At 62.4% G+C, this 13,906-nt stretch carries 16 protein-coding genes; 6 read left to right on the forward strand and 10 right to left on the reverse strand.

All coding sequences use genetic code 11. The features are described 5' to 3' along the window. Positions 1–10: 10 nt before the first annotated feature. From EA798_RS16205 to minC, 5 genes are all read right to left on the reverse strand, one after another. Entirely contained in the window at positions 11–1,300 is a 1,290-nt protein-coding gene (locus EA798_RS16205) for a M18 family aminopeptidase (RefSeq protein WP_122099586.1), read from the reverse strand. Between the two features lie 119 nt (positions 1,301–1,419). Then, complete coding sequence (locus EA798_RS16210) at positions 1,420–2,055, reverse strand: RluA family pseudouridine synthase (protein WP_015277698.1); 636 nt, start codon at positions 2,053–2,055, stop codon at positions 1,420–1,422. 61 nt (positions 2,056–2,116) lie between these two features. Then, positions 2,117–2,374: a cell division topological specificity factor MinE gene (gene minE, locus EA798_RS16215; RefSeq protein ID WP_003301267.1), complete on the reverse strand. Its 258-nt coding sequence runs from the start codon at positions 2,372–2,374 to the stop codon at positions 2,117–2,119. Further along, complete coding sequence (gene minD, locus EA798_RS16220; protein WP_015277697.1) at positions 2,371–3,186, reverse strand: septum site-determining protein MinD; 816 nt, start codon at positions 3,184–3,186, stop codon at positions 2,371–2,373. Before minD ends, minE begins: the two co-directional genes overlap by 4 nt. Before the next feature lie 95 nt (positions 3,187–3,281). Then, positions 3,282–4,007, reverse strand: coding sequence for a septum site-determining protein MinC (minC, locus tag EA798_RS16225; protein WP_122099587.1), 726 nt, complete (start codon positions 4,005–4,007; stop codon positions 3,282–3,284). 158 nt (positions 4,008–4,165) lie between these two features. Here minC and EA798_RS16230 point away from each other — a divergent pair, with 158 nt between their 5' ends. After that, positions 4,166–5,104, forward strand: coding sequence for a lipid A biosynthesis lauroyl acyltransferase (locus EA798_RS16230; protein ID WP_122099588.1), 939 nt, complete (start codon positions 4,166–4,168; stop codon positions 5,102–5,104). 45 nt (positions 5,105–5,149) lie between these two features. Here the strand turns inward: EA798_RS16230 and EA798_RS16235 are convergent, their stop codons facing one another. The 4 genes from EA798_RS16235 to EA798_RS16250 form a co-directional block, all read right to left on the reverse strand. Further along, entirely contained in the window at positions 5,150–5,992 is an 843-nt protein-coding gene (locus tag EA798_RS16235; RefSeq protein WP_122099589.1) for a pirin family protein, read from the reverse strand. A gap of 92 nt (positions 5,993–6,084) precedes the next feature. Beyond that, positions 6,085–6,840: an MlaA family lipoprotein gene (locus tag EA798_RS16240; protein WP_106155464.1), complete on the reverse strand. Its 756-nt coding sequence runs from the start codon at positions 6,838–6,840 to the stop codon at positions 6,085–6,087. A 4-nt stretch (positions 6,841–6,844) separates the two neighbouring features. Beyond that, the gene (locus EA798_RS16245) at positions 6,845–8,137 is read right to left on the reverse strand and encodes an alpha/beta fold hydrolase (protein ID WP_106155463.1); all 1,293 of its coding nucleotides are present in this window, start codon (positions 8,135–8,137) and stop codon (positions 6,845–6,847) included. A gap of 206 nt (positions 8,138–8,343) precedes the next feature. After that, entirely contained in the window at positions 8,344–8,568 is a 225-nt protein-coding gene (locus EA798_RS16250; protein ID WP_122099590.1) for a DUF2061 domain-containing protein, read from the reverse strand. A gap of 279 nt (positions 8,569–8,847) precedes the next feature. Between EA798_RS16250 and EA798_RS16255 the strand changes: the two genes are divergently transcribed. From EA798_RS16255 to EA798_RS16275, 5 genes are all read left to right on the forward strand, one after another. Next, positions 8,848–9,162: a DUF485 domain-containing protein gene (locus tag EA798_RS16255; protein WP_106155461.1), complete on the forward strand. Its 315-nt coding sequence runs from the start codon at positions 8,848–8,850 to the stop codon at positions 9,160–9,162. Further along, complete coding sequence (locus tag EA798_RS16260; RefSeq protein ID WP_106155460.1) at positions 9,162–10,817, forward strand: cation acetate symporter; 1,656 nt, start codon at positions 9,162–9,164, stop codon at positions 10,815–10,817. The genes EA798_RS16255 and EA798_RS16260 overlap by 1 nt, the downstream gene beginning before the upstream one ends. Positions 10,818–11,058: 241 nt before the next feature. Continuing rightward, the gene (locus EA798_RS16265; protein ID WP_122099591.1) at positions 11,059–11,868 is read left to right on the forward strand and encodes an SDR family oxidoreductase; all 810 of its coding nucleotides are present in this window, start codon (positions 11,059–11,061) and stop codon (positions 11,866–11,868) included. A gap of 128 nt (positions 11,869–11,996) precedes the next feature. Next, complete coding sequence (locus EA798_RS16270; protein WP_122099592.1) at positions 11,997–13,127, forward strand: MFS transporter; 1,131 nt, start codon at positions 11,997–11,999, stop codon at positions 13,125–13,127. Positions 13,128–13,237: 110 nt separating this feature from the next. Beyond that, complete coding sequence (locus EA798_RS16275; RefSeq protein ID WP_106155457.1) at positions 13,238–13,666, forward strand: hypothetical protein; 429 nt, start codon at positions 13,238–13,240, stop codon at positions 13,664–13,666. A 9-nt stretch (positions 13,667–13,675) separates the two neighbouring features. Here EA798_RS16275 and EA798_RS16280 read toward each other — a convergent pair whose 3' ends face one another. After that, positions 13,676–13,903, reverse strand: a complete 228-nt coding sequence (locus EA798_RS16280; protein ID WP_122099593.1) for a YheU family protein — start codon at positions 13,901–13,903, stop codon at positions 13,676–13,678. Between the last annotated feature and the right edge of the window lie 3 nt (positions 13,904–13,906).

Genomic DNA, 13,906 nt, shown 5'->3' on the forward strand with positions numbered 1-13,906 from the left:
GCGGCTCCGTTCAGGGCAGCTGGCTGCTGTTGTAGAAGGCGGTGAGTACCTTCACCAGATGTGCCAGGTCCTGGCTGCCAGCGAGTTCGCGAATTGAATGCATGGCGAAGGTCGGCAGACCGATGTCGACGGTGCGCACGCCCAGCTGGCTCGCCGTAATAGGGCCGATGGTCGAGCCGCAACCCATATCACTACGGGTGACGAAGCTCTGCACCGGCACTTCGTTTTCCAGGCAGAGATGGCGGAAATACCCTGCGGTTTCGCTGTTGGTGGCGTAGCGCTGATTGTTGTTGACCTTGATCACCGGGCCGGCATTGAGCTTCGGCCCGTGGTTGCCGTCGTGCTTGTCGGCGTAGTTGGGGTGCACCGCATGGGCATTGTCGGCCGAGATCAGCAGGGAGTGGCTGATCGTGCGCTGGAAGTCATCTTCTTCCGGCAGCAGGCGGCGCAGCACCTGTTCGAGGAAGGGCCCGTCCGCGCCGCAGAGCGAGGTGGAACCCACCTCTTCATGGTCGGTGCAGACCAGCACGCAGCTGTGTTCGGGCTCAGCGTTCAGCAACGCCTGCAACCCGGCGAAGCAGGAGAGCAGGTTGTCCAGGCGGGCGCCGGCGATGAAGTCACCATGCAGGCCGATGACCGCTGCAGGCTGGGTATCGTAAAAGCTCAGTTCGAAGTCCAGGATCACATCGGCGACCAGCCCATGCTCGCGCCCCAGCTGATCGGCCAGCAGTGCGCGGAAATCCGGGCTTTCCTGGCTGGCGATCTGCGCAAGGATTGGCGGTAGCTCGTTCTGGGCGTTGATCGCCCAACCCTGATTGGCCTCCCGGTTCAGGTGGATCGCCAGGTTCGGAATCGTCGCGATGGGCACCTTGAAGTTGATGAGCTGGCTTTCGATGCGGCCATCCCGGCTGTAGGTGACGCGCCCGGCCAGTGACAGATCGCGGTCGAACCAGGGGGCGAGCAGGGCGCCGCCATACACCTCCACACCGAGTTGCCAGAAGCCCTGACGTTGCAGCTCCGGTTGCGGCTTGACTCGTAGACAAGGGCTATCGGTGTGCGCGCCGACCAGGCGCAGACCGTGCTCGACGAGCGGCTTGCTGCCCAGTTGGAAGGCAATGATGGCCGAGTCGTTACGGGTGACGTAGTAGCGCCCGCCGACCTCGGTATGCCAGACCTCGCGTTCATCCAGCGCACGGTAGCCGGCAGCTTGCAGTGCCTGGACGAGGTTCTCGGTGGCATGGAAAGGGGTAGGCGACGCCTGCAGATAATCGATCAGGCCTTGATTGAGAGCTTTGCGCATTTCGGACTCCGGACTGCCAGGCCACGAAGTCTATAGCATTCGCCACCGGCGAATAAGCGCACCGGCAACTGCTTCGCGCTTCGGGTGAGCAGGATGCAGGCGGGCAGAGGTGGCCACTACTAAAACGGGGCCGGGCACTCGAAGCGCAGTCGCTCGCCGGTTTGCGGGTGGGTCAGGGTCAGCATGCTGGCGTGCAGACACAGGCGCTCATGGGCCTGCAGGGCCTGCTCGTGCGCATACAGGCGATCACCGAGCAGTGGATGCCCGATCGACAACATATGGACTCGCAACTGATGGGAGCGGCCGGTGATGGGTGTCAGCTCGACGCGGCTGTAGTCGCCGCAGCGTTCAAGCACGCGCCAGAAGGTCAGTGCATGCTTGCCCAGTTCGTGATCGACAACGTGCCGTGGTTTGGTTGGAGGGTCATAGCGTAGCGGCAGGTCGATGCTGCCGCTGTCCTGTTCCGGCTCGCCCCAGCACAGTGCTGTGTAGGCTTTCTCCGTTTCACGATCATGGAACTGGCGGGACAGCTCACGGTGCGTATCGGCGTCACGGGCGAGCACGATAAGCCCGGAGGTTTCCCAATCCAGTCGGTGCACGATACGGGCTTCGGGATAGCCGTTTTCCTGCAGGCGGGTCACCAGGCAGTCACGGTTGTCTTCGGCGCGGCCCGGTACGGACAGCAGCAGGGTCGGCTTGTTGATGACCAGCAGGGCGGCGTCCTGGTGGACGATCTCGATAGCGCTTAGAGGCATTCGCTTTTCCACAAACGAAGACGGCGACCCGTGGGCCGCCGTTTCTGTGCGCCGGTGTCGCTCAGCGATCCGGCAGGGTGATGTTCAGTTCGAGAATCGAGCAGCTGCCCTGATCCTCGAGTGCTACCTGGACCTGATCGCTGTCGATATTGACGTACTTGCGGATCACTTCGACCAGCTCTTTCTGCAGGGCCGGCAGATAGTCCGGCTCGGTGCGCTGGCCGCGCTCATGGGCAACGATGATCTGCAGACGCTCTTTGGCGATCGCGGCTGGGGTTTCCTTCTTCTTGCGTTCACGGAAGAAGTCGAAGAGGTTCATTCGCGGCCTCCGAAAAGTCGTTGCAGGAAGCCCGGCTTCTTGACGTCGAGGAAGCGGTGGGCGACCTCTTTGCCGAGCAGGCGGTCGACGGCGTCGCTATAGGCCTGACCAGCATCGCTCTGGTCATCGAGAATCACTGGAATACCCTGGTTGGACGCCTTGAGCACAGCCTGAGACTCGGGGATCACGCCAAGCAGGCGGATGGAAAGGATCTCCTCGACGTCCTCGACGCCGAGCATTTCGCCCTTGGTAACGCGCTCGGGGTTGTAGCGGGTCAGTAGCAGGTGTTCCTTGATCGGCTCTTCGCCGCTTTCGGCGCGGCGCGACTTGCTCGCCAGCAGGCCGAGCATGCGGTCGGAGTCACGGACCGACGATACTTCCGGGTTGGTTACGACGATGGCCTCGTCGGCGAAATACATGGCCAGGTGCGCGCCCTTCTCGATACCGGCCGGTGAATCGCAGATGACGTATTCGAAATTCTTGCTCAGTTCGTCAATGACCTTGCCGACGCCTTCCTGAGTCAGCGCATCCTTGTCACGGGTCTGGCTGGCCGCCAGCACGAACAGGTTCTCCAGACGCTTGTCCTTGATCAGGGCCTGGGTCAGGGACGCATCGCCATTGATGACGTTGACGAAGTCATAAACCACCCGACGCTCGCAGCCCATGATCAAGTCGAGATTCCGCAGACCCACGTCGAAGTCGACGATGACGGTCTTGTGGCCACGCAGAGCGAGGCCGGTGCCGATGGCGGCGCTGGTGGTGGTTTTACCAACGCCACCTTTGCCGGAAGTGACTACGATGATCTTGGCCAAGGTGATTCACCCTAAAAATTAAAAAATCGGGACCTTCCGCTGATTTCAGCGTCAGGATTGCCCGTTTGGTCCTTGAAAATTCGCGGCAGTATCCGTTAAAGGCGGGTGATGTTCAACACGTCGCCAGAGAGGCTGATCTGCACGGCTTCAGCCCAGAGAGGTTCGCGTCGCAGGTCCTCGGCGACCTTGTACTGGCCGGCGATGGAGACCATTTCCGCGGCGAGCTGCTGACAGAAGATCCGCGCGCTGGTATCGCCCTTGATACCCGCCAGAGCGCGACCGCGAAGCGGACCGTAGACATGGATGTTGCCATCGGCGAGAAGTTCCGCACCGGGGCTGACCGGAGCGAGAACGATCAGGTCTCCGCCCTGGGCGTACACCTGCTGACCACCGCGAATGGGCGTGGTGACGACGCGGGTCGGGCGGTAGGCCGGCTCGGCAGGTTTCGGTGGGGTTTTCGAACCCAGGTCAACCTTGCGTTCACGCGCGCCGGAAGGTGGCAGCACGGGCAGATCAAGCGCCGCCGCCGCTTCCAGATGCACCGGTTCGCTGGCTCGCAGCGCCAGGGTGCGCAGGCGGTGCTTGCGGCACAGGCTGACCAGCGCGGCGATATCGATCTCGCGGGCCGACTCCGGCAGCTTGTCCAGGGCCAGTACCAGCGGGGTATTGTTGAAAAAGTCCGGCGCCTGCTCGACCTTGGCCGCAAGTTGCTCGTCGAGACGCTCGATATCGTTGCTGGCGAGTTCCAGCACGGTGATGGCGAGCATGCTGCCCTTGAGCTGGAAGGCTGGGGTCTGATCGGTGAGGTCGGCTTGGCTCATGGTCTGTCTGCTGCGGTAAATGGCGAGGACTTATAGCGGGGTGTGCCGCCGCCTGCAACCCGCCGACGGCCTGCGGAGCGATCACTGGTGCGCCTGGGTTCGGTCAATGGGAGTTTTTGCCGGTAGAATGCGCCGCTTCATCGGCTGTTGAGCTATTCATGGACCGTCCTCAGTTTCGTGCGTACTTCCTGCATCCGCGCTTCTGGCCGCTGTGGCTGGGCCTGGGATTGCTATGGCTGCTGGTTCAGTTGCCTTATCCGCTGCTGCTGAAACTGGGGCGTGGTCTCGGCGCACTGATGTTCCGTTTCGCCGGTTCGCGGCGTTACATCGCCCGGCGCAATCTGGAGCTGTGTTTTCCAGAACTCAGCCAGGAGCAGCGCGAACGGTTGCTGCATGAGAATTTCGCTTCCAACGGCATTGCCTTCTTCGAGATGGCGATGAGTTGGTGGTGGCCGCAGGCGCGCCTGCAGCGTCTGGCCCGGATCGAAGGGCTGGAGCATCTGCAACAGGCCCAGGCGGCGGGGCAGGGCGTAATCCTGATGGCGCTGCATTTCACCACCCTGGAAATCGGTGCGGCGCTGCTAGGCCAACGGCACACCATCGACGGCATGTACCGCCAGCACAAGAATCCGGTGTTCGACTTCGTCCAGCGCCGCGGGCGCGAACGGCACAACCCCGACGCGAGTGCAATCGAGCGCGAGGACGTACGTGCCATGCTCAAGGTTCTGCGGGCTGGTCGCGCCATCTGGTATGCGCCGGATCAGGACTATGGGCGCAAGCAGAGCTTGTTCGTACCGCTGTTCGGCATCCAGGCAGCTACGGTGACCGCCACCACTAAGTTCGCTCGACTGGGCAGGGCCAAGGTCGTGCCGTTCACCCAGGAGCGCCTGGCGGATGGCTCGGGCTATCGGTTGGTGATTCATCCGTCGCTTGAGGATTTTCCCGGCGAGAGTGAAGAAGCCGATTGCCTGCGGATCAATCAGTGGGTCGAGGAGGCTGTGAGCGCATTGCCGGAGCAGTATCTCTGGGCACATCGCCGCTTCAAGACCCGCCCGGTCGGTGAGCCTGGTCTTTATAAGAAACGCAGGAAGCGATAGGCCGGTCAGCAGGCTACGCTTGTGGCGCGCGCCGATCTGCTCCGGTCAGGCCAGTGTCCCATCGCGAAAATCCCGCAGCGCTTGCTCGATCTCCTCGCGGCTGTTCATCACGAACGGACCGTACTGCACGATGGGTTCTCGCAGCGGTCGGCCGGCCAGCAGCATCAGTCGTGCGCCGGTCTCGCTGTGTAATTGCAGCTCACCCTGTTCGGACAGGCGCACCAGCTGGCCCTTGCCGACCGGCTGATCGCCGACCTGCAGTGCGCCCTCGTATACATAAAGCAGTAACAGGTGGCCGTCCGGGATCTGCGGCGAGAACGTGCTACCGGCGGGCAAGTGCAGATCGAATAGCTGGGGCTCGGTATCGGGCCGCTGCACGACGCCTTGGTGCTCGATGCCTTCCGTCTTCAATGTTCCGGCGATGACCTTGGCCTGTACGCCGTTTTCGAGGCGCACCTGGGGGATCTCTGCGGGTGCGAAGTCGCGGTAACCCGGCTCGCCGAGCTTGGCGTGGGCCGGCAGGTTCAGCCACAGCTGGAAGCCGCGCATGAGACCTTCCTCCTGCTCCGGCATTTCGCTGTGGATCACGCCGCGTGCCGCGGTCATCCACTGCACGCCGCCGCTTTCCAGCCGCCCGACGTTGCCCATGTGATCCTCGTGACGCATGCGTCCTTCGAGCATATAGGTGATGGTTTCGAAACCCCTATGCGGGTGCGGTGGGAAACCGGCGATGTATTCGTCCGGATCGTTCGAGCCGAACTCGTCGAGCATCAGAAAAGGGTCGAACCGCTCCGGTGCTGCGCCGCCAAAAACACGTGTCAGGCTGACGCCGGCGCCATCGGAGGTGGGCCGGCCGGTCGTGATGGATAGAATTTCCCTTCGGGACATGATCGCTTGCCTCCTGGTTGTTACGCCAAGGATAGGTAGCTGCGTTCGATCAATGGTTGCTGATTTTCGCTATATCGAATCGAAGCAATAGATCATTCCTCGACCAGCAGGTCGCGTGCACGGCTGTAGACATACCGTACCTTCTCGTACTCGAACGGTGAGTTGAGCTGGCCGTAACGGAAGCTGGTGACGTGGCGGGCGTTGACGGCGCGCAGCGCTGTCAGGCTCATCTCGCCACCGGTGGTTTCGGAATACTGCAAGAAGTCCATCTGTCGTTCGACGGCAAAGTCGGCCACGCGCCCGGTGGCATCGCGTAGATTCGATGGCCCCAGGGCCGGAATGATCAGATAGGGCCCCTGCGGCACTCCCCAATAGCCAAGCGTCTGACCGAAGTCCTCACTCTGGCGTACCAGACCCATGCGCGTGGCCGGATCCCAGACGCCGCCGACGCCGAGAATGGTGTTGAACAGAAAGCGTGCCGTGGCATTCGCGGCGCGCTGGCCCTTGAGCTGTGCGACGCTGTTGAACAGCGTCGGAATCTCCCCGAGGTTGGCGAAGAAGTTGCTCACGCCGGTGCGCACCGGCTGCGGTGTGACATAGCGATAGCCGCGTACCACCGGCAGCATGACCCACTGATCGAGCCGGTAGTTGAAATGGTAGATGCGTCGGTTCATCGATTCGAACGGGTCGTACACGTCCAGCGCCTGGAACGTGGCTCGCTCGAATTCGCGTTGGTCCAGCCCGGGATTGAACTCCAGGTTGCGTAGCGGATGGGTGAAGCCATCCTCATCAGCCGTCGGTGATTCAGCAAAGGCCAGGCCACTGGCCAGGAGCAACGGCAGCAGCATTCCTTTAGCCACGGAAGAACTCCAGCATATGTTGAGCGTTGACCCGGTAATTGAGGTTGCCGCAATGGCCTCCTCGCGGGTAGAGCGTCAGGCGATCACCGAAGGTACGGCGCAGGAAGCCGATATCACCGGCGCCGAGAATGACGTCATCGGCGTTGTGCATGACTGCGATCTTCGGACTCTGACGCAAGTAGTCCTCAAGGGCGTAAAGGCTGACCTGCTGTACCAGCTGAGTCAGGCTGCCGCCGTCGTACTGTGCGCGCCACATGGGAATCAGCTGCTCGGTGATGTAGCAATCGAAGTCGCATAGCAGGGCACGCTTGAAGAAGGGCTCGAGGCTGGTGCTCTGGTTGATGGGGTAGTCCTGCGGGACGATCAGCCCGCGGCGGTTGATCAGGTCGGAAGTGAAGATGATGTCCGCCGCGGAAAAGCGGAATACCGAGCCGATCAGCATCGCCATCTGCTCGTCGCTGAGCTTCAACGTCGATTGCTGGAAGTCGTAGAGCATCGCCTCGTCGAGATCGATGTAGCCTCTGCGCTGGTAATAGCGGGTGAGCTTTTCCAGCACCACTTCATAGAAGGTGGTGTGGTCATTGATCCCGTCGACCCTGGTCTGTACCAGCTTGTCGAGATTGGCGACCGAGGTGTAGAGGTTCACCGGAGGGTTCAGCAACAGGACCCGTTTGAAATTGAAACTGCGCCGCGTCTCGTCCAGCTGGCTGACGAAGGCAGCATTCAAGGCACCCAGACTGTAGCCGGTGAGGTGGAACTCGGTGACCTGCAGTTTGTGCTGTTGCGCGCGCACAGCCTGCATGACCCGGTACAGGTCCTTGGCATCGTCGGCGCTGATGCCCGGCGTTGCGTAGCGCGAGGCGGCGGACATGAAGTCGTAGCTGGTTGGCGAAGACAACTGCACCACGTGATAGCCGGCGCCGTAGAACAGCCGTTTCAGGGCCTCGGTCTTGCCGGCAGAGTAGTGCGCGCCGGTCCCGGAGATGATGAACATCAACGGTGCCGGGCCGCGCTGGCGGGCCAGACGATAGCGCAACTGTTTCACCGGCCAGAAGTTGTCCGGCAGGGTGAATTCCCGCTCCGGGCGAAGGCGCAGGCTGTAGTCGGCCTGATCGATGGCGTCGTCGCTCGGCACTTCTGCGCGCAGGTCGGCCGGCGTACCTGCGATGGTGGCTTCGAACGGGTTGGCCAGTGGGTAGCCGTATTCCTCAACGCCGAGATCGGCGGCATGCAGCGGCGTAACGATCAGGGCGAGCAGGGCGGTCAGGCGCAACAACAGCTGCATGTACTTCTCCATTGCAGGCCGTTCGCGGCCTGTAGCGAGGTGACAGTGCTTCGCCTGCCACCCGTTCCAATCAGAACTGCATCGGCTTTCACATGCAAGCCAACATCGCTTTGGCAGCATCGCGTGCAATTCGATCCGTGGGTCGGCGCGGAAATGCGAACGGCTCGACATGGGTTGTCGAGCCGCTAGTGGTGTTGGCCGGCATCTTATGCCTGGTGATGCAGCCAGGCGTGCTTGGGAACTCTGCGTACGCCGCCGGGATTGCGCTCGAAGCGCTGCCAGACCTTTTCATGGAAGTAGAACGCCACGGAGTTGCACAGCGGTTCGACGGCCGCGACCAGGCCACCGATGGCGATGCTACCGGTCAGCGCGTAGGTGACCGAAAAGGCGATGCAGAAGTGCATCAGGGTGAACGTCACGGTCTTGAGCATGGCCTGTCTCCTTGTGCGATCGAGAATTGTTCTCGTGTTTCGCACAGTGTGGTTGCGCGCCAGCAATGTCTGAAATCAACGTTCTGCATCTGCGGCATAGCGCCACACTATTTGTATTTGGAATTGTTGCAGGGCCCCGGATTGCGTGGCCTGAAGGCTCTAGTGCGGGCGTTCTGGAGGGTGGTCTTCAGACCAAAGTCGGGTGGTGTTCGCATTGCCCGGCCCTAAAGTAGCCGCCCTGCTCCCACCAGGGGGTAGTGACCGTGGAGACAGATTCCAATGAACAATGAAAATGTTTACCGGCAGATCTATGCCAACCCGCGTTTCCAAGAGCTGGTCGCCAAGCGCGGGCGCTTCGCCTGGCTGCTGTCGGCCGTGATGCTTGGTGCTTACCTGGCGTTCATCCTGCTGATCGCTTTCGAACCGCAGATCCTCGGCGTTCCGCTTTCTGCCGACACCGTGACCACCTGGGGCATTCCGGTGGGCGTCGGCGTGATCTTCATGGCCTTCATCCTGACCGGTGTCTATGTGCAGCGTGCCAACGGTGAGTTCGATCGCATCAACCAGGAAATCCTCAACGAGGCACAGAAATAATGATCCTGCGTTTCCTGATGACTGCCCTGCTGTTGGCAGTCTCGCCCGCGCTGCTCGCCGATGCCATTACCGGCGAGGTCGAGAAGCAGGCCACCAACTACACCGCCATCATCATGTTCGTGGTGTTCATCGTCTTCACCATGGGCATCACCAAGTGGGCGGCCAAGCGCAACACCTCGACCGCTGACTACTACACTGCCGGCGGCAGCATCACCGGCTTCCAGAACGGCCTGGCGATTGCCGGTGACTTCATGTCGGCGGCGTCCTTCCTCGGCATTTCAGCGCTGGTCTACACCAGTGGCTATGACGGTCTGATCTACTCCATCGGCTTCCTCGTCGGCTGGCCGATCATCCTGTTCCTGATGGCTGAACGCCTGCGCAACCTGGGCAAGTTCACCTTTTCCGACGTGGCGTCCTATCGCCTCGGCCAAACCCAGATCCGTCTGCTCTCGGCCTTCGGTTCGCTGATCGTGGTGGCTTTCTACCTGATCGCGCAGATGGTCGGTGCGGGCAAGCTGATCCAGTTGCTGTTCGGCCTGGACTACTACGTCGCGGTCGTACTGGTCGGTGTGCTGATGGTCATGTACGTGCTGTTCGGCGGCATGCTGGCGACCACCTGGGTGCAGATCATCAAGGCGGTCCTGCTGCTGTCCGGCGCGAGCTTCATGGCCATCATGGTGATGAAGAGCGTGGGCTTCGATTTCGGCAGCCTGTTCGCCGAAGCGGTGAAGATCCACGAGAAGGGCGCGCAGATCATGAGCCCGGGCGGCCTGGTTTCCGACCCGATCTCGGCGATCTCCCTCGGCCTCGCGCTGATGTTCGGTACCGCTGGCCTGCCGCATATCCTGATGCGCTTCTTCACCGTGTCCGACGCCAAGGAAGCGCGCAAGAGCGTGTTCTACGCCACCGGCTTCATCGGCTACTTCTACATCCTGACCTTCATCATCGGCTTCGGCGCGATCCTGCTGGTCAGCACCAACCCGGACTTCAAGGACGTGACCGGCGCCATCGTCGGCGGCACCAACATGGTCGCTATCCACCTGGCCAGCGCCGTGGGCGGCAACCTGTTCCTCGGCTTCATCTCCGCAGTCGCCTTCGCCACCATTCTCGCCGTTGTGGCGGGTCTGACCCTGGCCGGTGCCTCGGCGGTTTCCCATGACCTCTATGCCTGCGTGATCAAGCAGGGCAAGGCGCGGGAAGAGGACGAGATGCGCGTGACCAAGCTGACCACCCTGACGCTGGGCGTGGTGGCGATTCTGCTCGGCATCATCTTCGAGAAGCAGAACATCGCCTTCATGGTAGGCCTGGCGTTCTCCATCGCCGCCAGCTGCAACTTCCCGGTGCTGTTCCTTTCCATGTATTGGAAGGGCCTGAGCACCCGTGGTGCGCTGTTCGGCGGCTCGCTGGGGCTGTTCACCGCGTTGCTGCTGACCATCATCAGCCCGACCGTGTGGGTCGACGTATTCGGCTTCGCCGAAGCGATCTTCCCCTACAAGTACCCGGCGCTGTTCTCGATGGCTGCGGCATTCGCCGGCATCTGGTTCTTCTCGGTCACCGACAAGTCCAAGCGTGCCGGGGAAGAGCGTGAGCGCTTCTTCGCCCAGTTCGTCCGTTCGCAGACCGGCCTGGGGGCTACTGGCGCTGTCGCGCACTGACGTCCAGCCGGGCACACAAGAGGGCAGCCTGCGGGCTGCCCTTTTTCATGCCTGCAAGGAGGGCTGTCATCTGGCTGCAGCAGCCCCATCCTGCACTCATATTGCCTGCCCGGAACCGCGCGGTCAGCCCCATGAGCCGCGGGTTTGCCAAGGGCATTCAGCAATCTGATGGATGCCGGTGCGCGTCCCGGCATTCGCTAGACTCGTTGCCACTACCCGAACAACAAAAGGCAGCAGAACAATGCATAACCGCATGATGATCACCGGTGCTGGCTCCGGACTCGGTCGCGAGATTGCCCTGCGCTGGGCCCGTGACGGCTGGCAGCTGGCGCTTTCCGATGTCAACGAAGGCGGCCTGGCGGAAACCCTTAAGATGGTCCGCGAAGCGGGCGGTGATGGCTTCACCATGCGCTGCGACGTGCGTGATTACAGCCAGCTGATCGCCTTCGCCCAGGCCTGCGAGGAGAAGCTCGGCGGCATCGACATCGTCGTCAATAATGCCGGCGTGGCGTCCGGAGGCTTCTTCGACGAACTGTCGCTGGAAGACTGGGAATGGCAGATCGCGATCAACCTGATGGGCGTGGTCAAGGGCTGCAAGGCCTTCCTGCCGCTGGTGCAGAAGAGCAAGGGCAAGATCATCAACATCGCCTCGATGGCAGCGCTGATGCAGGCGCCGGGCATGAGCAACTACAACGTGGCCAAGGCCGGCGTGGTGGCGCTGTCGGAGAGTCTGCTGGTGGAGCTGCGCCAGGCCGAAGTCGGTGTGCATGTGGTCTGCCCGTCGTTCTTCCAGACCAACCTGCTGGACTCCTTCCGTGGTCCGACGCCGAACGTGAAGGCGCAGATCGGCAAGCTGCTGGAGTCCTCGCCGATCACCGCGGCGGACATCGCCGACTACATCCACCAGCAGGTCGCCAAGGGCGAATTCATGATCCTGCCGCACGAAGAAGGGCGCATGGCCTGGAAGGTCAAGCAGCAGAACCCGCAGGCGATCTACGACGAGATGGCAATGCTGGCGGAAAAGAAGCGCGCCAAGAGCCGGGCACTCTGACAACGGCCGGCCGCTTCGGCGGCCGCTGCGGTTGCCTCCGACAAGGGTGGGGAGTAGGGTTGGCGGTCCGGCTTTGTTCGCCGTAACCCTATGGATCGCTTGTGAATTTTCCCTCTCGCGGGCTGCTGATGTTGGCGCTGGTCCTGGCTGCCATCAACCTCCGCCCCGGCATTACCTCCTTCGCTCCGCTGATCGAACGCATCGCCGAGGAACTGGCGCTTTCCCGCGGCCTGATCAGCCTCACTACCGCCTTGCCGGTTCTGCTGATGGGCCTGCTGGCGCCACTGGCGCCGCGGCTCGCCGTGCGTTTTGGCCTGGAGCGCAGCATCGCGCTGTGCCTCGGTCTGATCGCTGCGGCATTGCTGTTGCGGCTGTTCGGGCACAATGCCGTTCTGCTGATCGGCTCCGCCGGGCTGGTTGGCGCCGGGATTGCCGTTGCCGGGCCGCTGTTGTCCGGTTTCATCAAACGCTACTTCCTCGAGCGCATGGGCCAGACGGCTGCCTGGTATTCGCTGAGCATGGCGGTTGGCGGCACTCTCGGGGTAGTGGTGACAGCACCGGCCACCGAGGCGATGGGGCAGGAGTGGACGCGCGGCCTCGCGCTCTGGGCACTGCCGGCATTGGCGGCAGTGCTGATCTGGCTGCGCCTGCCCAACCAGCCGGAAACTGCCAGCGACAGTCGTGCCGGTTTGCCTTGGAAGGAGCCGCGGGCCTGGCTGCTGAGCATCTATTTCGCCCTGCAGGCCGGACTGTTCTATGCCTTGGCCACCTGGCTGGTGGCTCGCTATCACGAGGTGGGCTACAGCCTGCTGCAAAGCAATGCGTTCTTCAGTGGCTTCATGCTCATCGGCCTACCCAGCGCCTTCGCCATGCCCTGGTTGGCGCAGCGCCTGGGCAACCGGCACCGGATCATGGCGGCCTGTGGTGTCTTGGCGACCCTGTGCCTGGCACTGATCGCGCTGCGGCCGGGCTGGCAGCCGCTGCTGGTCTGCATGCTGCTGGGCGTTGCGCTCAACGGTACCTTTTCCCTGGCGCTGATCTCGCCGATGTACGAAGCCAATACTCCGCTGGCGGTCAGCCGGCTTACCGCGATGATGCTCTGCACCGGCTATTGCCTGGCCTGCCTGACGCCGGTACTGGCCGGGCTCGGGCGAGATCTGGCGGGTGACTACCGCATGCCATTCCTGGTCCTGACGGGCATGGCCGCGTGCATGTCGATACTGGCGATGCGCCTGCGGCCGAGGCACGCAAGCGGCTGAAGGCATTCAGGGCTGTGGCCTGTTTCACCACTTCCCAAGCCGCGGATGACCCGCCAGCCACGCTGTGCTAGAAAGCTCGCCGTCCTGTCCCTGCGTTCCCGGAGTTTCGAGTGGAGTCTGAGTCCATCGTTTATGGCTGCATCCGTGATTGGCCTTCCGCCGACCCCGAGCAAAGCCGCCAACGCCGGGCAAACAATCTGGCTGCTGTGCAAGCGCTGCCGCAGGGCGAAGCCTGGCCCTTCATCGGGCGTGAGATGTTTTCCCTCTGCCGTAACGAGGAGCTGGGTCTCTATCAGACCCAGGTCATTCACTTCGGCGCCAGCTACCGAGCGGTGGAATACGAGTGGACGCTCTGGGTGCAGCGCTTCGAAGAGCTGCTCAGGCAGCTGTACTGGACCAGCGCCGTGGTGCATCTGGAAACCGAGCTCAACGGCACGCACACCTTTCGCTGGCAGACCGAGGCGGGGAGTCACAGCCCGCAACAGAGCGACCTGCGCATGCGCTGCGCCTGGGAACGGGAAAGCGGTCTGTTCGGGTAAATCGGGTGCTCAGTCCAGCCACTCGCGTGGCACGTCGCGCCTGAGTGCCAGCTGGCATTGCTGACTGTCGGCGTCAAAGACGATCACCGCTTCTCCCTTGTCCAGCGCCCGGCGCACCCGTGCGACACGGGTTTCCAGCGGGGTTTCGTCGCCGTTGTCGGTGCCGTCGCGGGTGACGAAGTCTTCGATGAGGCGGGTCAGGGTGTCCGGTTCGAGCTGATCGTGGGGTATGAGCATGGG

Origin of the sequence: Pseudomonas songnenensis, assembly GCF_003696315.1 — a bacterium.
In the GTDB taxonomy this organism is placed as follows: Bacteria; Pseudomonadota; Gammaproteobacteria; order Pseudomonadales; family Pseudomonadaceae; genus Stutzerimonas; species Stutzerimonas songnenensis.

Bases quoted from the DNA above. Each gene is read 5' to 3' on its own strand.
- EA798_RS16205 (WP_122099586.1), bottom strand. From the start codon at position 1,300: ATGCGCAAAGCTCTCAATCAAGGCCTGATCGATTATCTGCAGGCGTCG.
- EA798_RS16210 (WP_015277698.1), bottom strand. From the start codon at position 2,055: ATGCCTCTAAGCGCTATCGAGATCGTCCACCAGGACGCCGCCCTGCTG.
- minE (WP_003301267.1), bottom strand. From the start codon at position 2,374: ATGAACCTCTTCGACTTCTTCCGTGAACGCAAGAAGAAGGAAACCCCA.
- minC (WP_122099587.1), bottom strand. From the start codon at position 4,007: ATGAGCCAAGCCGACCTCACCGATCAGACCCCAGCCTTCCAGCTCAAG.
- EA798_RS16230 (WP_122099588.1), top strand. From the start codon at position 4,166: ATGGACCGTCCTCAGTTTCGTGCGTACTTCCTGCATCCGCGCTTCTGG.
- EA798_RS16235 (WP_122099589.1), bottom strand. From the start codon at position 5,992: ATGTCCCGAAGGGAAATTCTATCCATCACGACCGGCCGGCCCACCTCC.
- EA798_RS16240 (WP_106155464.1), bottom strand. From the start codon at position 6,840: ATGCTGCTGCCGTTGCTCCTGGCCAGTGGCCTGGCCTTTGCTGAATCA.
- EA798_RS16245 (WP_106155463.1), bottom strand. From the start codon at position 8,137: ATGCAGCTGTTGTTGCGCCTGACCGCCCTGCTCGCCCTGATCGTTACG.
- EA798_RS16250 (WP_122099590.1), bottom strand. From the start codon at position 8,568: ATGCTCAAGACCGTGACGTTCACCCTGATGCACTTCTGCATCGCCTTT.
- EA798_RS16255 (WP_106155461.1), top strand. From the start codon at position 8,848: ATGAACAATGAAAATGTTTACCGGCAGATCTATGCCAACCCGCGTTTC.
- EA798_RS16260 (WP_106155460.1), top strand. From the start codon at position 9,162: ATGATCCTGCGTTTCCTGATGACTGCCCTGCTGTTGGCAGTCTCGCCC.
- EA798_RS16265 (WP_122099591.1), top strand. From the start codon at position 11,059: ATGCATAACCGCATGATGATCACCGGTGCTGGCTCCGGACTCGGTCGC.
- EA798_RS16270 (WP_122099592.1), top strand. From the start codon at position 11,997: ATGTTGGCGCTGGTCCTGGCTGCCATCAACCTCCGCCCCGGCATTACC.
- EA798_RS16280 (WP_122099593.1), bottom strand. From the start codon at position 13,903: ATGCTCATACCCCACGATCAGCTCGAACCGGACACCCTGACCCGCCTC.